This is a genomic window from Prevotella sp. LCP21S3_D2 (genome assembly GCF_052118345.1).
Lineage (GTDB): Bacteria > Bacteroidota > Bacteroidia > Bacteroidales > Bacteroidaceae > Prevotella.
This window is the reverse complement of record NZ_JBQKHJ010000001.1, coordinates 111,489-130,418: the sequence shown is the minus strand read 5'-3', so window position 1 is coordinate 130,418 and position 18,930 is coordinate 111,489. Positions and strand designations below refer to the sequence as shown.

Sequence of the window (18,930 nt, the reverse complement as noted above, 5' to 3'; positions counted from 1 at the left end):
GTGTGAAAGTATGTAAAATGAAGCCTTGCTTTTGCCAACCGATTCAATTTAGTTTGGAATTATGTTGGCAAAATGTTGGCAATTTCTAGAAACAGAAAATCCTAACTGCTTATTATCAAGCAGTTAGGAATTTCTTATGTGCGCCTGATAGGCACGCAATACGGGGATGTGAATAAAATCTAAGAAAATCAATGCAAAATGTAACTGCTTGTATTTCAGTACTAAAACATTAATATCTTTTGCGTTTGTTTTTGTGAAATTATATTGAGTTTGAATAAACACGGGGAATTTGACGGGGAAATTCAAAAAATCCCCGTGTTTTATTTGGTGGTTTGAAAAAATAGTCTTATCTTTGCAGCGTTCAATTAAAAAATAAAGATTATGGCAACGATTTATCAAAGATTATCTAAAAGAGTTTGCACAGAAACGGGAATGGCGGAAATCCTGATTCGTTTGCGCAATGGCAAAGATTACGACCTGATGGCAAAGTCGGGTATCTTTGTTACTGCTGATAATTTCCGTAATGGTGAGATTGTGGTGAATAGGCGCAAGGTGGGCAATGATGTAAAGTATCACGAAGAACAAGCGCAAAAGATGGATGCGCTTTGTACTTATATTCTGAATTTGGTACAAACAACTGATAAAAGCGTAATCAATACTAAGTGGTTTAAGTTGGTTGTAGATAAGTATAATCACCCTGAAAAGTATACTGCAAAGGTTGAGGCTAAAAAGACTTTTTACGAGTTGGCAGAGGAGTATTTGACAAAGAAAGGTTTTTCTTACGACCACACCAAGGCGATTCGTGTACTGGTTCGTGATGTGGCACGATATGAGGGATTCAGAAAGGCTACAGAGGATAAGAAGTTTTCCTTTGATGTGGATAAAATAACACGTTCTGATATAGAGGATTTTTTGGACTACCTGAGAAATGAAAAAGAATTATCAGAGGAATATCCCGTAATATTTAAGAAGTTGTTAAGGCAATATCCGATTGGCGTAAAGAAAGGGCAAACAAAGTTAGTGACACGTGGCGATAACACAATTGTAAAGCTAACAAAAAAACTGAAAGCGTTCTTTGTATGGCTTTATGAATCAGATAAAACTAAGAATCGCCCTTTTGATGGAATTAAGATAGGTTCAGAAAAGTTTGGTACGCCTTACTACATTTCTATCTCAGAACGTAACGAGATTGCAGAGTACGACTTATCAGGCAGCAAGCGTTTGGAGGCTCAGAGAGATATTTTTGTATTTCAATGTTTTGTTGGTTGCCGTGTTGGCGATTTGGTAAAGCTAACAAGTGAAAATATTATAGACGGAATGCTAGTTTATGCTCCACACAAAACAAAGGATGAGGGCGAACAAACTTTGCAAGCACGTGTACCTTTGCACCCTAAAGCGTTGGCACTGGTTGAGAAATACAAGGGCGTGGATGCCAAAGGGAGATTGTTCCCGTTTATATCTCCACAAAAGTACAATGATGCCATAAAGGAGATTTTTACAGAAGTTGGGATAAATCGTAATGTAGTTATCAGAAACCCCAAGACTGGAGAAAACGAGATAAGACCGATAAACGAAATAGCCAGTAGCCATTTGGCAAGACGTACCTTTGTGGGCAATGCTTACTTTAAGGTGAGCGACCCGAATATAATAGGCAAGATGAGTGGACACGTGGAGGGTTCAAAGGCGTTTTCTCGCTATCGTAAAATAGAGGATTCGACTTTGCTAGATGTTATAAACCAAATTGGATAAGGAGGCTAAGTTATGATAACAAAGGAAAATTGTAAGAAACTGGAGAATGGCAAAGTAATAATGGACTTTGCCGTTTTTCAGGAGTTGGCAAACGCTAAAATAGAAAGTCTTAAAGCCAGTATCTCTAATAATGAATTGCAGATTGAGATTAACAACTTAAAGATGGAGATAAACGAATATAAGTGGCAAATAAAGCAGCTTATAACAGAGATAGTAAAGGCTAGCGATATGGAGAATAACCAGTTTTACAAAGATAACGCTATGCCGATTCCGTTATATCCTGAAATTCCTGAGAAAAGAACGATGGAGGGAAAATGTATTGTTAAACCAATAGGAGGGCGAGAAAATGGTGAGTGAATGGGTAGAATTAAATAACGGAATGAGAATGCTAAAGGTTAGAATCCCTGATAGCAGACCGCCCGAAGTACGAAAGATGTTAGGTTATGCAAATACCCTTAGAGGGCTTTTAAAGTCTGATTTCCTTAGATATCTAAAAGGTTGGGCTTTGTCTGCTGATGATATAGAGAATCTTTTGTGTGTAATGCAGAGATACCCAAGGTATGCCATAAATGGGCAGCAAATGAAATGGCTAGAGGAATATAAGGAATCTTTGAGCGTTGTACCTGATGCAAAGGGAGAGCGTTCCTATTCGCGTGGTTTGTTGGATTTGTTTCACAACAATACGTATTTGATAGCAGAATTAGTGGGCTTGTCGGATGATGAGATTGCAAGAAAGATTAAAGGTTGGGCGAAAGAAAAGGATAAACTGGGAAAACCTTTAATTGAAAATCCTGAAAATGGCTTAAAGTTACGTTTTGCGGAAGAACTTAAAGTAAATGGAATAATAAAACTATCAGTAAAAACATTTAGAACTAAACTTTAAAGGGTGGAGAAATCCACCTTTTTTTGTGTGTATACGCAATCGATAAGAAGATAATCAGGACAATTTGGACAACAATCAGGACAATTTGGACAACTGCTTGGCAAGACGTTATTTTACACACTACCTTTGCAGCGTTCAAACACGGATTCAAAGTATCTGTTTCTTGATGATGTGGGCGAAAATGGCAGAAGTGGGGGAGAATCCCCAAACAGACACGGAGAGCCAAAAAACAAAAAAAAATAGATTATGAACATCAATGAACTAATAAACACTGATGCTAATATTTCGGTAGTGGTATCTGTAGCAGACCTTAAAGAGTTTGCTTTGAACGTGGTAGCTGAGGCAATGGCAGCCAAGGAGGCAGAGAAGAAAGAGGAAAAGTATTTAACGCCTGATGATGTAGCCGACATGGTTGGCGTATCAAAAAATACTTTGTGGCGATGGGAAAAAGAGAAATATCTGATTCCTATCAAGGTAGGGCGCAAATCTCGCTACAAGCTATCTGATGTAAAATCAATATTGGAGGGTAGAGGATGAAAGAAAAAGTAAGGGGCAGCCATAACGACCGCCCGAACAACAACACTGCAAAGGTAGGCAATTCTAAGGACATAACCAAAGTTTTAGCCTATTTTCGATATAAGGTTGCAACCACACTGGATGCAGCTTTAGATTTGGGAATGCTGAGAAATAGCATAACGTGGTATGTGCGTGATTTGGAGGCAATGGGATTGCTGCAAGCTATCTGCAAGCGACCTGATGCAACAACTGGATATAAGGCTAATTATTATTCTGCAAATCCGAGTTTGTGGGTGCGCAAGCCTCAGCAATTAAGTTTGTTTACACTAAAGGAAATGGAGGGCAGCGTATGAAATTTGTGAATTTTCAAACAGACCGATTAAAAAAGGTTGGCTTATTGTCCGATGCTGAGGCTGGAAAAGTCTTAAAGATGATGGCGCAATATGCCAGTAATGGTAATGTTCCTGATGATGTGCCGCCAGTATCTGCAATATTGTTTCAGGCAATTCAGGAAGATATGGAGTATTTCGATACAAAGTATTCTAAGCGATGCGAAACAAATAAGCGTATCGCAAAAGAACGTGATGAGGCTAGAAAGGAGAACGAACGTTTACGAAAAGATACGAACGTATACGAACGTAATACGAACGTTGAACGAACGTTGAACGAACGTTCACTAAATAGAAAAGAGAAAATAGAAAATAGAAAAGATAATAAAGATAAATCTTTAATAGAGAAAACTATTTCTTTTTCTGATGATGCCCGAATGAATGAGGCAATAACTAGATGGCTAGCGTATAAAAAAGAACGTGGGCAGACATACAAGCCAACTGGTTTAAAGGCGTTCATTACAAGGCTAGGTAATTTGTCGGGTGGTAATGGCGAAGTTGCTTTGAAAATAGTAGAGCAATCTATGGCTAATAATTATTCGGGGGTATTTCCGCTTAATAGCAATAGGGCGGTAACAAATACGCCTGATATGGGGGTAGTGCTCCAAGATTCTAATAACAAAGATTATTCAAAAGGAGGTTGGTAATATGGAGAGTGTAAGCAAGATTATTAAGAATTTGCAAGATGGTAATTATCCGTCTATGCCTAATATGGTGAGAATAAAGATTCCTGATGCAGAAAAGCGTTTGCGTGGAGGGCTTGATTTTATGGTAGCCCGTTTCTCAGGTGGGCGTATCACAAAAGCGATATGGAGTGAAAGCAATTATCGCCCGATTGTGGACTGGATGGCAGATAACGAGGGTAAGGGTTTGCTTATGACAGGTTCGTGTGGTTTGGGTAAGTCGCTAATAGGAATTAGAATTTTGCCGTGTCTTATCAATCAGGTACACCACAAAATACTAAACTGCTGTGATGCTAAGGATATGAATTACAAAGCAGACGAATTGTTAAACTATCATTTGCTAAGTTTGGATGATGTGGGAAACGAGGGGATGGCAAACAACTATGGCAACAAAAGAATGGTTTTCCCTGAGTTGGTAGATGAGGCAGAAAAGAAAGGGCGTTTGCTTGTAATCTCCACAAATCTAAATATCCCAGAGTTGCAACAAAAGTATGGAGATAGAACTATAGACCGCCTGAGAGCAATCACAAAGTTTGTCCCGTTTACGGGTAAATCTTTGAGGGGGTAACAGTGGTTTGTTGTAAATAACAATTAAAATACAGAAAATATGGCGTTTAAGAGTGGAAAATCGGGAAACCCGAATGGTAGACCAAAGGGCGCAAGAAATCACGCTACAAGCGATTTGGTAAAGCGTATCGGGCAAATATTAGATAAGAACACTAAGCAACTGCAAAAAGATTTAGAATCTTTGCAGCCAGTAGAACGTGTTAAAGCGATAACTGGATTGATAGGTTATGTTATCCCGAAGAAACAAGCCTTAAATGTGCAGCAATCTTTAGATTACGAATACCACAAATTGGAGGAATTATTAAAGATTGCACCTGATGAGGCTATAGAGCAGATAATGGAACGGATTCAATCTTTAAGAGAAAAGGAGGTGGGCGATGGAGAATAACAAAGTATCTGCAATATTGCAATATGCCAAAGGTGGGCAGCCTCAGCCAATAAAGCATTATATCCGATATGTTGAGGTTGCACCCGATGGAACGAAGAAGATAATAAAGGAAACTTTGTTGCCGCCTGATAGTGGTATAAATGAGGATTTAGAGATATGTGGGATTCCGTCAGGTTTTCCGTGTGCGTCCTCAGAAGAAGAAGTTTTGAAAAGAGAGGGCTTGTTATATTAAAAGTTACGTTTAGAGTGCTATGTATGAATTTTATTTTGTACCTTTGCACTCGAATGGCTATAATCAGCTATTTTTTTTAATTGAACATTTAAAGCGATTGTCCGTGATGGATGGTCGCTTTTTTCGTTCCTTTGCTGAGGCAGAAATGAGAGTTATTAAAGCAAACACGGGGATTTTCACGGGGATTTTTAGTAAATGAAAAATGCTAAATAGTTGATAATAAACTACTTAGCATTTTATTGGGTGCGCCTGATAGGACTCGAACCTACACGGCCTGAACCACTAGATCCTAAGTCTAGCGCGTCTACCAATTTCGCCACAAGCGCATTCGTGAGTGCAAAGGTACAACAAAAAAATGAATAAAAAGAAGAAATGAGCAGAAAAAAGCGGTTTTGTTCGTTTTTTACAAGAAATAATGGTACTTTTGCAGGCAAACTAAAAATAATCATGATGAAAAAAATGAATTTGTTATTGATGGCAATAATGCTGAGCGCTGCTGCCTTCGCTGGTAATGGAAAGACTTCTACCACGCTTCCTGTCGAGGGAGAGGTGGTGAAGGCATCTCATCCCATGATTCAATACATGGGACGTGTGAGCTTCGGGAAGAATCCGGATGTGGCTAGCTTCAATTTCCCAGGTACTACCATTGAGGCAAACTTCCAGGGGGCTTCCTTGAAGATGATGTGCCGTCCGATGACGGGATATTTCATGGCACAAGTTGATGGCAGTGAACCTTTTAAGGTAGGATTCAATGCAGAACGTGATTCGGTGGTTACGCTGGCTACAGCCTTGCCAAAGGGCGTGCATCATGTGAAGGTGATGTATGTGATAGAGGGATTGTTCCGCAACCCAGAGTTCCGTGGATTCGTGTTGGATAAGGGTTGTAAACTCGTTGAGGCTCCAGCTTTGTCTGAGCGAAAGATAGAGTTCATCGGTAATTCTATCACTTGCGGATATGGTGTAGAGAGCATCGAGATGAGCGATCCTTTTGAGGATGAGACGGAGAACCATTGGCTGACTTATGCCAATATCGTAAGCGATAGCCTGAAGGCGCAGCATACTTCGATCTCCCGCAGTGGTATCGGTGTATATCGCAACTATGATGGTCCTAAGACAGGTTCTGCAGAGAATATGCCTTGGCAGTATGAATATACCTTATTTAATAAGCATGATGAGAAATGGGATTTTGCCAAGTATCAGCCACAACTGGTTTGCATCAACCTAGGTACCAATGACCTTTCTACGGATAATTATGATATTCAGCTTTATGAGAAGAATTACCGCATGTTCCTTACTACCGTGAGAGGTAAATATCCTGATGCCAAGATTGTGCTCCTGACAGGACCTATGCTCGGGAAGAAGGAGAGTAGCGAGCAGAGAGCTGCCCTTGACAGAATCTGCGCAGATGCCAACAAGAGCGGTTTCACTTTGGTGAATAAGACGGTAGTGGATAAAAAAGGCAAGATAAAGAAGGCGAAGAAGCTGGGGGATAAGGAGATTTATCGCTTTGACTTCACTTTTCAGAAAGGCGACTTGGGATATGGTGCCAGCTGGCATCCTAGCAAGTTGCAGCATCAAAAGATGGCAAAGGAATTGTTGCCATTCCTAAAGAACTTGATGAACTGGTAAGAAGGAAAATAACAGATAAAATTAAGTAGTAACAATGAACGCAAAGAATCTATTATTGTGGGCATCTCTTGCTTTTGCGATGCCTATGACGGCCCAGACTCCTCAGGAGGATTTTAAGAGAGACATTACGCTCTCAGGTAGTAACTATGTGGCTTATCGCGGACCTCAGAAGCAGTTGACTCCTGCTCCTAAAGGATACAAACCTTTCTATCTGAGCCACTATGGCCGTCATGGCTCCCGATTCATGATTGGCAAAAAGGCGTATGATGTGCCTTATTTCTCTCTGTTGAAGGCGAAGCAGGAGGGTAAATTGACCGCCAAAGGTGAGGAGACATTAGCAAAGGTGAAGATGATTCGTGAAGAGGCGAAGGGACGCGATGGCGAGTTGACTCCACTTGGTGCTTTGCAGCATCAGGGTATTACCCGAAGAATGATGGAGCGATTCCCTGAGATTTTTGCTGGTAATGCGAATATTGAGGCTCGAAGCACATTGGTTATCCGATGCATCCTTTCTATGGAGAACGGTTTACATCAGATGCTTCGCATGAATCCGAAACTCCATATCTTCCATGATGCCAGCGATCACGACATGTATTACATGAATCAGGGCGATAGTTATCTGGATAGCTTGAAGCATAGTGTGGGAAGAAGAGTGGTAAGAGAGGATTTTGCCCGAAAGCATGCCTGCTATAGCCGAGTGATGCAGGAACTTTTCAACGACCCTGTTTGGGTGAAGCAGAATATCGACCAAAGTGATCTTAACTGGCGTCTCTATGAGATGGCAAGCTCTATTCAGGGTACAGAGTTGAGAGGTAAGGTATCTCTCTATGATCTCTTTACAGAGGAGGAGCTTTATCAGAATTGGTTGCAGAGCAATTTAGGATGGCAGGTATCTTATGGCAATTCGCCTTATACGGGCAATGTTCAGCCATTCTCTCAGCGTAATCTTCTCATGGATATCATCGAGAAGGCTGATAGCTGTATTGCTCTTCAGCATCCGGGTGCAACCTTGAGATATGGTCATGATACGATGGTCACTCCGCTCACTTGTCTTCTGAACCTGAACGGATATGGCGAGGAGATCAAGGATCCGGAGAAGGTGGCTACCCAGTGGTTTGATTATAAGATTACTCCGATGGCTACTAACCTTCAGTTTGTGTTCTATCGCAACAAGGCGAACGATGTGCTGGTGAAGGTTTTGCTTTGCGAGGATGAGGCAACACTTCCTATCAAGAGCGATATAGCACCTTATTATCACTGGAGTGATTTCAAGGCTTATTGCCTGGGGAAGCTGCAGGAATATAAGAAGTAAAAGGCGCTTTCTTTGCTGCAGCGTATATATCATATATAAAGAAAAAGGGGAACTTAAGGCAATTGATGCTTTAAGCTCCCTTTTTTTATACATCGAAATCCTTTACGGGAATTTTTTTGAGTCTCTATTGCTTTGATAACCAATCTTTGTCTTTTTTTTCTTCTTCGAAATCCTTTTCGGAGAAGAGGTTGGTTTGACCAGTTAACTCATCAATAACCTGCTGTTCGCTTTTGCCAGCATCAGGGTCGAGATTTTCTTCTGAGACTTCTGAAGAGGAAGATGCATTAGAGTCATCATTCGATGAATCATCATCGGCTGGTGATGGCTCCGGGAATCTTGTCGGCTCCAGTTCTTCTATGCTCTCCAGCTTGAATGTCGTCAGGCGCTTACCCTTTGCCTTGAAGCTCTTCTGGGCGATGAATTGCTCGGCATCGATTTCCTCGGCAGGACGAATGGCGTCTACACCGCCATAGGTGACCTTGATACGAGGGAATGGGGTATCGGTGAGGAGGATGAGCTTGCAGTTAGGGTTCTCACCCATGAAATTCTGATGGCGCTTGGTGGCATCCATCGTAAATCGCTTGATGTATGGATAACCCTGATTGTCGGCATCATAGAGGATGGCTGTCCATATCTTGTGCTCATCCCATTTCTCCAATCTCAGGATGTTGTCCTCGTAATGGTTGTTCACATCGAAGTTGGTGATGTAGAATTCGCCATTGTCTAATGCTACAAGGATTGAGTCATCATCGTTGAATTCTCCCAGGAATCTGCCGTTCTCATCATAATTGATGCGGTTTACATCAGGGTCGAACCATACCTTCCTTCCTCCCAGGGTGCTGTGTCCGTGGCTCTTCAATCCGATGCGGCGGATGGTGCGCTTGGTGAGCAGGTTGCCCTTGGCAGCACGTCCCTTGATGAGGATTTCAGAGAAATCTTTCTCCAGGAAGATACTTTGGCGTTTCTTGCTCAGATCCGGTTCCATCGTTACCTTGATGATTTCTGCTTCGCCATTTGGATTGGCGGTGAAGTAGATAATGCGGCTTCCCGGAGTTCCCTGCGTGATGTCGTAGAGCTTGTCGCGCGTCATAGCGGTTACGTTGAATCGCTTGATGAAGTAGTCGCCCTGCTTGCCATCACGATATACGCAGTTGTAGATGGTTCGCTTGTCGTTCTTCTTGAACACCTGAACGTGGAGGATGTTTTTGCCCACGAATATCTTGTCGGCAACCTTGGTTACCTTGAATTTTCCATCCTTGTAGAAGATGATGATGTCGTCGAGGTCAGAGCAGTTGCATACGAATTCATCCTTCTTCAATCCTGTACCAACGAAGCCTTCCTGTCGGTTGATGTAGAGCTTCTGGTTGGCTTCTACCACCTTGGTTACCTCTATGGTATCGAAGTTTCTGATTTCGGTTCTTCTTGGATGCATCTTTCCGTACTTGCCCTTGAGATATTCAAACCAGTTGATGGTAACATCGGTCATGTGGGCGAGGTCGTTTTCGATTTCTGCCAATTCTGCCTTGATTTTCATCAGGAGTTCATCAGCCTTATCCTTGTTGTATTTCAGGATGCGCTGCATTTTGATTTCCAGGAGTTTGAGGATGTCTTCCCTTGTGATGTCACGGTGGAAGGAGTATTCCACATTTCCCTTGCCATCAACCTCTGCAGTGAAGATCTGGTCCTTGAAAGGCTCCAGTTTTGAATCGATGAATGCCACTACCTCATCCTGACTCTTGCTCTGCTCGAATTTGCGCTCCTTGTAGATGCGTTCCTCGATGAAGATGCGTTCAAGCGAAGAGAAGAAGAGCTGCTCTTCCAGCTCACCCTTACGTATCATCAATTCGCGGCGGAGCAATCCCATTGTGCGGTCAACGCTATGTCTGAGTACATCGCTCACGGTGAGGAACTTTGGTTTGTTGTCCTCAATGACGCAGCAGTTGGGTGAAATGTTGATTTCGCAATCGCTGAAGGCATAGAGTGCATCCATCGTCTTATCCGAAGAAGTACCAGGAGTAAGATGTACGAGGATTTCTACATTCGCCGATGTGACGTCTTCTATCTTACGAGCCTTGATTTTTCCCTTTTCTACTGCCTTGGTAATGCTTTCGATGAGGCTTACCGTGGTTTTGCTGTATGGTATCTCGCTGATGACGAGCGTCTTGTTGTCGAGTTTGTCAATCTTGGCTCTTACCTTCAGAACACCACCTCTCTGCCCATCGTTGTATTTGCTTACGTCGATGGCACCACCAGTAGGGAAATCGGGGTAGATACTGAAAGGTTCTCCCTTGAGATAGTGGATGGCTGCATCGCAAAGGTCGTTGAAGTTATGCGGCAATACCTTGCTGCTCAATCCCACGGCGATACCCTCGGCACCTTGTGCCAAAAGCAGTGGAAATTTGGCTGGCAGGGTGATAGGTTCTTTGTTTCTTCCGTCGTAGGAGAGTTGCCAATCGGTAGTTTTAGGGTTGAATACTACATCCAGGGCGAATTTAGAGAGTCGTGCCTCGATGTATCGGGGAGCGGCTGCACGGTCGCCCGTGAGGATATTGCCCCAGTTACCCTGTGTGTCGATGAGCAGGTCTTTCTGTCCCATTTGTACGAGGGCATCTCCGATAGATGCATCTCCGTGAGGGTGGAACTGCATCGTATGTCCCACGATGTTAGCCACCTTGTTGTATCTTCCGTCATCCATGCGCTTCATGGAGTGGAGGATGCGTCGCTGTACGGGTTTCAATCCGTCTTCGATATGAGGTACGGCTCGCTCCAGGATCACATACGATGCATAGTCGAGGAACCAGTTCTGATACATTCCGCTGAGGTGATGTACGGCAGAAGCATCAAAACGGTTCACCGGTTTGTAATCGGAGTGTTCTTGAGGCGTATTTTCCTCATTTATCTCGTTTTTATCTTTAATTTCGTCGCTCATATGTAGCTTTTAATACTTATTTTATTAATTTATGGCAAAAATACAACATTTTTTCGAGAAAAAAGAGTATCTTTGCCGAAAATTTGAAAAAAATAAGATTTAATCATGGCACAGGAAGATGTTTTTAAGAAAATTGTAAGCCATTGCAAGGAATATGGCTTCGTGTTCCCAAGTAGTGAAATTTATGATGGCTTGGCTGCCGTTTATGACTATGGTCAGAATGGTGTTGAGCTCAAGAACAATATCAAGCAGTACTGGTGGCAGAGTATGGTGTTGTTGCACGAGAACATTGTTGGTCTCGATGCAGCTATCTTCATGCACCCTACAGTATGGAAGGCATCTGGACACGTAGATGCTTTCAACGACCCATTGATTGATAACCGCGATTCAAAGAAGCGTTATCGTGCCGATGTGCTCATCGAGGATCACATGGCTAAGTATGAGGAGAAGATTGCCAAGGAGATTGCCAAGGCTCAGAAGCGTTTCGGCGATAGCTTTGATGAGGCTCAGTTCCGTGCAACTAATCCTCGCGTTCTGGAGAACCAGAAGAAGTTTGATGATCTCCATGCCCGCTATACTGAGGCTATGCAGGGGCCTAATCTGGAGATGCTGAAGCAGATTATCGAGGATGAGGGTATCGTTTGCCCTATCAGCGGTACCAAGAACTGGACAGACGTTCGCCAGTTCAACCTGATGTTCTCTACCCAGATGGGTGCTGCCAGCGATGCTACAAGCAAGGTATATCTCCGTCCTGAGACAGCTCAGGGTATCTTCGTAGATTACTTGAGCGTTCAGAAGACCGGTCGTATGAAGTTGCCATTCGGTATCTGCCAGATTGGTAAGGCTTTCCGTAACGAGGTTGTTGCCCGTCAGTTCGTATTCCGTATGCGTGAGTTCGAGCAGATGGAGATGCAGTTCTTCTGCCAGCCTGGTACTGAGATGAAGTGGTTTGAGTATTGGAAGAAGGTTCGTCTGGCTTGGCATGAGGCACTGGGCATGGGTAACGAGAACTACCGTTATCATGATCACGAGAAGCTGGCTCACTATGCTAATGCTGCTACCGACATCGAGTTCAAGATGCCATTCGGCTTCAAGGAAGTGGAGGGTATCCACAGCCGTACCAATTTCGACCTTTCTCAGCACGAGAAGTACAGCGGCCGCTCTATCAAGTACTTCGATCCAGAGAAGAACGAGAGCTATGTGCCTTACGATGTAGAGACATCTATCGGTGTAGACCGTATGTTCCTCAGCGTAATGTGCCACTCTTACTGCGAGGAGAAACTGGAGAATGGCGAGACACGTGTTGTTTTGCGTTTGCCAGAGGCTTTGGCACCTGTTAAGTGTGCTGTGTTCCCATTGGATAAGAAGTATGGTTTGCCAGAGTTGGCACATGAGATTGTTGACGAGTTGAAGTTCCACTTCAACACTCACTATGGCGATCCTAAGGATTCCATCGGTAAGCGTTATCGCCGTCAGGATGCCATCGGTACTCCATTCTGTATTACCGTTGACCACGAGACTCCAAATGATCATAAGGTAACTCTCCGTTATCGTGATACCATGGAGCAGGAGCGTGTTGCAATTTCTGATCTCCGCAGCATCATCGAGGAACGCGTAAGTATTACTAGCGTATTAAAGAAACTTGGTAATGAAATTAAGAATTTCTAAATATCTCTTCTTGCTCATGATGGCAGTATTCGCACTGTCATCATGTAGCGAGGATGACAACACCGTAGATGAGTATGCAAACTGGCAGGAGCGTAACGAGAAGGCTTTTGCCGATACTTTGGCGTATGCCCGTCAGCAGATAGCCAACGGCAGCGATGAATGGAAGGTGATACTCAACTGGTCGTTGCAAAACCAGACACCTAACAAGGATGCCAACGGTAATACAGTTTCTCTTACTTACAAGGATGTTGATTATATCGTTGTTCATGTTCTGGATAAGGGCAAGGGTAGCGGTTGTCCGATGTATACCGATTCGGTGAAGGTGAGCTATCGTGGTAGAATGCTGGGTACAGATACTTATCCTGCTGGTTATGTATTTGATAAGACCTTTGATGGCACATACGATAAGACGACTGCTCAGGTTGCAACTTATGCGGTAAATAGCCTTGTGGATGGTTTTACCACTGCATTGCTCAATATGCATATAGGCGACCGCTGGATGGTTTACATGCCATATCAGTTGGCTTATGGCACAACCCAGAGTTCGAGTAGCACAATTCCTGCCTATTCAATGCTTCGCTTTGAGATAGTATTGGACAGCTACTACCGCATTGGTCAGGTAGTACCTGGTTCGAGAGCAGTAGAAGCAGGCAAGAAGCAGGGTACTTGGATTACTGAGTAAGGATTTCATAAATTACACCTTATTTATATATAGGGCTCATATCTATTATATATGGGAGTTCATACCTTTTTATATAGGGAAATAAAGAGGAGCGTTCCTGAGATTGCATGATATGGCATTCTCAGGAACGTTTCTTTTTTGTGTTAAGAGACCTTTCTGATGTGTTAACAAGTGTTCGTGTTCGCACACAAATCTTTGATTTACGTCAAAAAATGTTGGATTCATGCATTTTTATGGGAAAAAGTATTGCAGTTTCAAAAAATAGTTGTACCTTTGCATCAGAAAAAATGAGTTTTAGGTTTTTAGTTAGGTAATAGATTTTATAGGTTTAGTTTTTAGGTTTAAGGTTGTTAGTTTTTTTATATTAGGTGTTAGTTAAGGTAAAGAAAGATTGTTTATTCAAGGACGACAGGTATTTAGTTTGTTAGGTTAAATAGGTTGTTTATTCTAGGTTAATGACAGTACTGTCCCGCTTCGGTGGGAGATAAGTTTTGGGAAAAACAAAGGTACGAAACATGTATTAAAAAAATAAAAATGGCGATTCCTTTTTGGAGTCGCCTTTTTTTGCGTTTAAATTATAAATAGGTGACGTTTAAATCATAAATTGATAGATTTTACGTTTTACTCATAAATAGATTGTGTAAATTCATAAATAGAAGAAAAAATGCTATTCAAGAATAAGACAGATTATCTGATGGAGTCTATCCGCTTAGGGCGCCCGATGACAGGCGGTGAGAAGCTGAATCTCATCGCTGGTTTGAGTGTACCCTCCATGCTGGCACAGATTTCTACCGTGCTGATGTTTTTTATTGATGCTTCGATGGTGGGGCATCTAGGCGCTGAGGCTTCGGCAAGTATAGGACTTATCGAGTCAACAACCTGGTTGATAGGTAGCTTGCTGAGTGCAGCAGCCACCGGTTTCTCGGTGCAGGTAGCTCATTTCATTGGTGCCAACGACCTGGTGAAGGCTCGCCAGGTATATCGTCATGCCCTGATATGTGGAGTGGCTTTCAGCCTCTTCGTTACGCTTATCGGTGTAGGCATTCATTCCCATCTGCCTTATTGGCTGGGTGGAGGTGAGGACATCGCTCCCAATTCCTCTCGCTATTTCCTGATTTACAGTCTAGTATTGCCGTTTGTGTTCCTGTATCATATTTCCGAGATGATGCTCAAGTCGGCAGGCAATATGCATACGCCCAGCATCATGGCTGTATTGATATGTCTGTGTGACGTGGCTTTCAATTATCTCTTCATTTATATTATGAAGATGGGTGTGGTGGGAGCAGCGATGGGTACGGCTTTGGCATATATCAGCATCTCTTTGCCCAATCTCTATCTTTCGGCATTCAGAAACCGTCTGCTCAATTTCCGTCAGGATAGGGTACCGTTCAGATGGGTAGAGGAATATGTAAGGCACGCCTGCAAGATAAGTATCCCGATAGCCATACAGAATATCCTGATGAGCGGTGCGCAGATAGTGAGCACCATGATTGTGGCACCATTGGGCAATATTGCCATTGCTGCCCATTCGTTTGCCATCACTGCTGAGAGCCTTTGTTATATGCCGGGTTACGGTATCGGCGACGCAGCATCTACGCTTGTGGGGCAGACGCATGGTGCCGGACGCATGGATCTCTGCAAGAATTTTGCTTATATGACGGTAGGATTGGGCATGGGAGTGATGGCATTGATGGGCGTAGTGATGTATGTCTTTGCGCCGGAGATGATAGGGGTGCTGTCACCGGTGGAGAGTATTCGGGAACTGGGTACAGTCTGCCTCCGAATCGAGGCATTTGCAGAGCCTTTCTTTGCTGCGAGTATCGTGACCTATAGCGTTTGCGTGGGTGCGGGCGATACGATGAAGCCTGCCGCCATCAACTTGAGCACGATGTGGCTGGTGCGCCTTACCCTGGCTTATGGGCTTTCGAAAAGCTATGGCTTGGAGGGAGTTTGGATAGCTATGGCTACGGAGCTTACCTTCCGTGGCATCCTCTTTCTTATCCGCCTCTTCCGTGGCTCATGGATGAAGAGCTTCCAATGTTAGTTTTATGTTAAGATTGCAGGCATTTGGAAAGATAATCTTCCAAATGCTTGCAAATCTTTTAATTTTTATGTAATTTTGCAGCAGAAATAGCTAATAATTACATATTTATTAATAAACAGAGAAGAATGAGATTAAGAAAAATTTTCGCAGCAGCACTGTTGCTGCTCTCTGTGGGAACAGCGATGGCGCAGCAGATGCCACCTATCCCAGTGGATAAGAATGTGAAGATTGGTCATCTTGACAATGGATTGACCTATTACATTCGCCACAACAGTTATCCTGAGCATGTAGCCAGCTTCTATATCGCCCAGAAAGTAGGTTCTATTAATGAGAACGATGACCAGCGCGGTTTGGCTCACCTCCTTGAGCACCTTGCCTTCAATGGTACTGAGCACTTCAAGGACAATACCCTCCAGAACTATCTGCAGAGCATCGGTGTGGAGTATGGTCGTAATCTGAATGCTTATACCAGTGTTGACAAGACTGTTTATTACTTCACCGATGTGCCTACTGCCCGTGTTTCTGCCGTAGATTCATGTATGCTCATCCTGAAGGATTGGAGCAATGGCATCTCGCTTACCACCAAGGCCATCGAGGATGAGCGCGATGTGGTTCACAACGAGTATCGCATGCGTATGGTAGGTCAGCAGCTCATGTTGGAGCGTGCTCTCCCTAAACTCTATCAAGGCGAGAAGTATGGCTATCGTCTGCCTATCGGTTTGATGAGCGTTATCGACGGATGTAAGCCTGAAACTCTCCGTGCTTACTATCGTAAGTGGTATCGCCCGGATAATCAGGCTATTATCGTTGTTGGTGATGTAGACGTTAACCATATTGAGGGCAAGATCAAGGAGCTTTTCTCAGGCATTAAGGTGCCTAAGGATGCTGCTAAGGTGATTCCTGTTCCTGTAGCTGATAACGATACAGCCATCTACGTAGTGGATAAGAACAAGGAGCAGCAGTATGACATCATCAACATCATGATGAAGAACGAGACAACTCCTGATTCATTGAAAGGTACTTTGCCATATCTGCTTGAGGGTTATTTGAAGAATGTGGCAACCTCTATGCTCAATGCTCGTTTTTCTGAGATGGCCCGTGAGGCAGATTGTCCATTCCTGCAGGGAGGTAGTGATATTGGCAACTATCTGGTTTCCAGTACAAAGAATGCTTTCTCAGTGGTAGGCGTGGCTAAGCCGGGCAAGGTGAAGGAGGCATATGCTGCCTTGATGCGCGAAGCTAAGCGCGTGCATGATTTCGGCTTTACGGCTTCTGAATATCAGCGTGCCAAGGACGAATTCATGAGTCATGTTGACAAGACTTACGAGAACCGTGCCAAGATGAAGAATGAGCAGTTTACCACTCAGTATGTTGACCATTTCATCTCTAACGAGCCAATTCCTTCTGTAGAGGATGAAACTCAGATCTATAAGATGGTAGTGCCACGCCTTTCTGTAGATGTGGTTAACAGTGCCGTGAAGCAGTTGATCTGTACTACCGATACCAACCTTGTAAGCATGGTGTTCATGCACGAGGCAGAGGGTGCCGTTTATCCTACCGAACAGGAACTAGCCGACATCGTGAAGCAGGTGCGCAGCGAGAAGCTTGAGGCTTATGTGGACAATGTGAAGCAGGAGCCGCTGATGGCTCAGGCACCTAAGGCAGGCAAAATCAAGAAGACTGAGGAGAACAAGCAGTTGGGCTTCAAGAAGCTTACCCTCTCCAACGGAGCCAAAGTAATTATCAAGAAGACAGACTTCAAGGACGATGAGATTCAGTTTGCTGCTTCTGCCAACATCGGTTATGCAGCTTATCAGAATGACCCTATCAATGCGCAGAATGCCAGTGCCGTATGGGGATTGAGCGGTTTGGGCGAATTCTCTAGCAATGATTTGGAGAAGGCACTTGCCGGCAAGCAATGTGGTGTAGATTTCTCTTTCTCTACCTTCCGTCACGGTTTGAGCGGTACTACCACTCCTAAGGATCTTGAGACGATGATGCAGCTGGTTTATCTCAATATGACCAATGTTACTAAGGATCAGAAGGCATTCGACAACATGAAGAATACCTATACTACAGTTCTTGCCAACAAGAGCAATAACCCTAGGCTTGTATATCAGGACTCAGTACAGAGCACCCTTTACCTGGGTAGCAAACTGGCTCGCATTCCTGAGGCTTCCGACATCCAGAGCATCGATTATGATGCCTGTCTCGAAATGTGGCATCAGCTCTACAGTAATGCCAAGGATTTCACTTTCTACTTTGTAGGCAACTATGATGAGAAGGTGCTCCTCCCACTCATCGAGCAGTATATTGCCTCTCTCCCTAACCAGGGCATGAAGATCAAGATCAAGAACCAGCCAATGCCTTGTGCTACAGGCAAGGTGAGCAATGTATTCACTAAAGCTATGGAGAATCCTCAGAGCCAGGCTCGCGAGATGTGGTTTGCCAAGATGCCTTATACCCAGAAGAGCAGTGTGCTGGCAGATATGGCAGCACGCCTCCTGGAGATGAAGTATCTGCGCAGCATCCGCGAGGAGTTGAGTGCTGCTTATTCTGCAGGTGCCATCTATGGCGTTTTCTTTGACGCAGACAACAAGGTGCAGATTACCATCAATGGTATGGCTCAGCTGAATCCAGAGAAGGCAGATGTTGCCATCCCATGCTTCTTCAAGGGTATGGACGAGGTGATTGCCAAGGTTGATGCTGACGATTTGCAGAAAGTAAAGGAGATTCTCTTGAAGCAGGCTGGCGTGGATGAGAAGACCAACGGTTACTGGATTCAGACCTTGGGTATGTTCGACCTTCACAAGGTTGATAATTACAGCAACTATAAGAATCTCGTGAAGTCAATCGATGGCGCTCAGATTTCCGACTTCCTCAAGAATGTTATCTTGAAGAGTGGCAATCATGTAGAGGTTATCATGAAGGGCGAGAAGAACAAGTAATTCTGATTTGGATATCTGGATATTAGATAGAAAATGAAAAAATCCCGTTGTACGTACCATGCAAGATGGACGACAACGGGATTTTAACTTTTGTTTTTCCCAAAAATTTCAGTTCCTCTTAAAATTTAAGAGTCGTTCTGAAAAATCTCTCTCATTTTCAGTTTTCGGGGTTCCGTTTCCCTGAATCATTCTTTCTCCTTGTTGGGAAAAATAGATTCAGCAGAATCTCTCAACCGAATGTCATTCTGAAAATAATCTCTTTCTAAGAAGAATCTTGTCTCTTGTTCGCTAAAAATCAAAAGACTTAATCT

The 18,930-nt window shown here is 43.5% G+C and carries 16 protein-coding genes and 1 tRNA gene; 15 read left to right on the top strand and 2 right to left on the bottom strand.

From position 1 onward, the window contains the following. Nucleotides 1–381: 381 nt before the first annotated feature. From ACTQ16_RS00630 to ACTQ16_RS00590, 9 genes are all read left to right on the top strand, one after another. A complete protein-coding gene (locus ACTQ16_RS00630) occupies nt 382–1,749 on the top strand; it encodes a site-specific integrase (protein ID WP_441935596.1) in 1,368 nt (455 codons plus the stop codon). 12 nt (nt 1,750–1,761) lie between these two features. Further along, complete coding sequence (locus tag ACTQ16_RS00625; RefSeq protein WP_441935594.1) at nt 1,762–2,106, top strand: hypothetical protein; 345 nt, start codon at nt 1,762–1,764, stop codon at nt 2,104–2,106. Nucleotides 2,107–2,182: 76 nt separating this feature from the next. After that, nucleotides 2,183–2,632, top strand: coding sequence for a hypothetical protein (locus tag ACTQ16_RS00620; protein ID WP_441935593.1), 450 nt, complete (start codon nt 2,183–2,185; stop codon nt 2,630–2,632). 246 nt (nt 2,633–2,878) lie between these two features. Further along, nucleotides 2,879–3,169 (top strand): helix-turn-helix domain-containing protein, encoded by a 291-nt coding sequence (locus tag ACTQ16_RS00615; RefSeq protein WP_441935592.1) that lies wholly within the window; start codon nt 2,879–2,881, stop codon nt 3,167–3,169. Continuing rightward, entirely contained in the window at nt 3,166–3,501 is a 336-nt protein-coding gene (locus ACTQ16_RS00610) for a hypothetical protein (protein ID WP_441935591.1), read from the top strand. The genes ACTQ16_RS00615 and ACTQ16_RS00610 overlap by 4 nt, the downstream gene beginning before the upstream one ends. Next, a complete protein-coding gene (locus ACTQ16_RS00605) occupies nt 3,498–4,184 on the top strand; it encodes a DUF6291 domain-containing protein (protein ID WP_441935590.1) in 687 nt (228 codons plus the stop codon). Before ACTQ16_RS00610 ends, ACTQ16_RS00605 begins: the two co-directional genes overlap by 4 nt. A gap of 1 nt (nt 4,185) precedes the next feature. Then, the gene (locus tag ACTQ16_RS00600; protein ID WP_441935589.1) at nt 4,186–4,788 is read left to right on the top strand and encodes a hypothetical protein; all 603 of its coding nucleotides are present in this window, start codon (nt 4,186–4,188) and stop codon (nt 4,786–4,788) included. Nucleotides 4,789–4,827: 39 nt separating this feature from the next. Beyond that, a complete protein-coding gene (locus tag ACTQ16_RS00595; protein WP_118200167.1) occupies nt 4,828–5,175 on the top strand; it encodes a DUF5681 domain-containing protein in 348 nt (115 codons plus the stop codon). Further along, nucleotides 5,165–5,407: a hypothetical protein gene (locus tag ACTQ16_RS00590; protein WP_441935587.1), complete on the top strand. Its 243-nt coding sequence runs from the start codon at nt 5,165–5,167 to the stop codon at nt 5,405–5,407. The genes ACTQ16_RS00595 and ACTQ16_RS00590 overlap by 11 nt, the downstream gene beginning before the upstream one ends. Before the next feature lie 244 nt (nt 5,408–5,651). Here ACTQ16_RS00590 and ACTQ16_RS00585 read toward each other — a convergent pair. Continuing rightward, a tRNA-Leu gene (locus ACTQ16_RS00585) sits at nt 5,652–5,733 on the bottom strand. Between the two features lie 133 nt (nt 5,734–5,866). Here ACTQ16_RS00585 and ACTQ16_RS00580 point away from each other — a divergent pair. After that, nucleotides 5,867–7,036 carry an SGNH/GDSL hydrolase family protein gene (locus tag ACTQ16_RS00580; RefSeq protein WP_441935585.1) on the top strand — a complete coding sequence of 390 codons (1,170 nt, stop codon included), beginning with the start codon at nt 5,867–5,869 and terminating at the stop codon, nt 7,034–7,036. 34 nt (nt 7,037–7,070) lie between these two features. Beyond that, entirely contained in the window at nt 7,071–8,348 is a 1,278-nt protein-coding gene (locus tag ACTQ16_RS00575) for a histidine-type phosphatase (RefSeq protein ID WP_441935583.1), read from the top strand. Between the two features lie 124 nt (nt 8,349–8,472). Here the strand turns inward: ACTQ16_RS00575 and ACTQ16_RS00570 are convergent, their stop codons facing one another. Next, nucleotides 8,473–11,277: a DNA gyrase/topoisomerase IV subunit A gene (locus ACTQ16_RS00570; protein WP_441935581.1), complete on the bottom strand. Its 2,805-nt coding sequence runs from the start codon at nt 11,275–11,277 to the stop codon at nt 8,473–8,475. A 105-nt stretch (nt 11,278–11,382) separates the two neighbouring features. Between ACTQ16_RS00570 and ACTQ16_RS00565 the strand changes: the two genes are divergently transcribed. The 4 genes from ACTQ16_RS00565 to ACTQ16_RS00550 all read left to right on the top strand — a co-directional run bounded on the left by ACTQ16_RS00565 (nt 11,383) and on the right by ACTQ16_RS00550 (nt 18,619). Continuing rightward, nucleotides 11,383–12,945, top strand: coding sequence for a glycine--tRNA ligase (locus tag ACTQ16_RS00565; protein ID WP_294970953.1), 1,563 nt, complete (start codon nt 11,383–11,385; stop codon nt 12,943–12,945). Further along, nucleotides 12,926–13,627, top strand: a complete 702-nt coding sequence (locus tag ACTQ16_RS00560; RefSeq protein ID WP_294970955.1) for an FKBP-type peptidyl-prolyl cis-trans isomerase — start codon at nt 12,926–12,928, stop codon at nt 13,625–13,627. Before ACTQ16_RS00565 ends, ACTQ16_RS00560 begins: the two co-directional genes overlap by 20 nt. Before the next feature lie 664 nt (nt 13,628–14,291). Continuing rightward, nucleotides 14,292–15,671, top strand: coding sequence for an MATE family efflux transporter (locus tag ACTQ16_RS00555; protein WP_441935578.1), 1,380 nt, complete (start codon nt 14,292–14,294; stop codon nt 15,669–15,671). Nucleotides 15,672–15,796: 125 nt separating this feature from the next. After that, entirely contained in the window at nt 15,797–18,619 is a 2,823-nt protein-coding gene (locus ACTQ16_RS00550) for an insulinase family protein (RefSeq protein ID WP_295347064.1), read from the top strand. The last annotated feature ends 311 nt before the right edge of the window (nt 18,620–18,930 follow it).

Coding starts and splice junctions, on each gene's coding strand:
- ACTQ16_RS00630 (WP_441935596.1), top strand. CDS start 382: ATGGCAACGATTTATCAAAGATTATCTAAAAGAGTTTGCACAGAAACG.
- ACTQ16_RS00625 (WP_441935594.1), top strand. CDS start 1,762: ATGATAACAAAGGAAAATTGTAAGAAACTGGAGAATGGCAAAGTAATA.
- ACTQ16_RS00620 (WP_441935593.1), top strand. CDS start 2,183: ATGTTAGGTTATGCAAATACCCTTAGAGGGCTTTTAAAGTCTGATTTC.
- ACTQ16_RS00615 (WP_441935592.1), top strand. CDS start 2,879: ATGAACATCAATGAACTAATAAACACTGATGCTAATATTTCGGTAGTG.
- ACTQ16_RS00610 (WP_441935591.1), top strand. CDS start 3,166: ATGAAAGAAAAAGTAAGGGGCAGCCATAACGACCGCCCGAACAACAAC.
- ACTQ16_RS00605 (WP_441935590.1), top strand. CDS start 3,498: ATGAAATTTGTGAATTTTCAAACAGACCGATTAAAAAAGGTTGGCTTA.
- ACTQ16_RS00600 (WP_441935589.1), top strand. CDS start 4,186: ATGGAGAGTGTAAGCAAGATTATTAAGAATTTGCAAGATGGTAATTAT.
- ACTQ16_RS00595 (WP_118200167.1), top strand. CDS start 4,828: ATGGCGTTTAAGAGTGGAAAATCGGGAAACCCGAATGGTAGACCAAAG.
- ACTQ16_RS00590 (WP_441935587.1), top strand. CDS start 5,165: ATGGAGAATAACAAAGTATCTGCAATATTGCAATATGCCAAAGGTGGG.
- ACTQ16_RS00580 (WP_441935585.1), top strand. CDS start 5,867: ATGAATTTGTTATTGATGGCAATAATGCTGAGCGCTGCTGCCTTCGCT.
- ACTQ16_RS00575 (WP_441935583.1), top strand. CDS start 7,071: ATGAACGCAAAGAATCTATTATTGTGGGCATCTCTTGCTTTTGCGATG.
- ACTQ16_RS00570 (WP_441935581.1), bottom strand. CDS start 11,277: ATGAGCGACGAAATTAAAGATAAAAACGAGATAAATGAGGAAAATACG.
- ACTQ16_RS00565 (WP_294970953.1), top strand. CDS start 11,383: ATGGCACAGGAAGATGTTTTTAAGAAAATTGTAAGCCATTGCAAGGAA.
- ACTQ16_RS00560 (WP_294970955.1), top strand. CDS start 12,926: ATGAAATTAAGAATTTCTAAATATCTCTTCTTGCTCATGATGGCAGTA.
- ACTQ16_RS00555 (WP_441935578.1), top strand. CDS start 14,292: ATGCTATTCAAGAATAAGACAGATTATCTGATGGAGTCTATCCGCTTA.
- ACTQ16_RS00550 (WP_295347064.1), top strand. CDS start 15,797: ATGAGATTAAGAAAAATTTTCGCAGCAGCACTGTTGCTGCTCTCTGTG.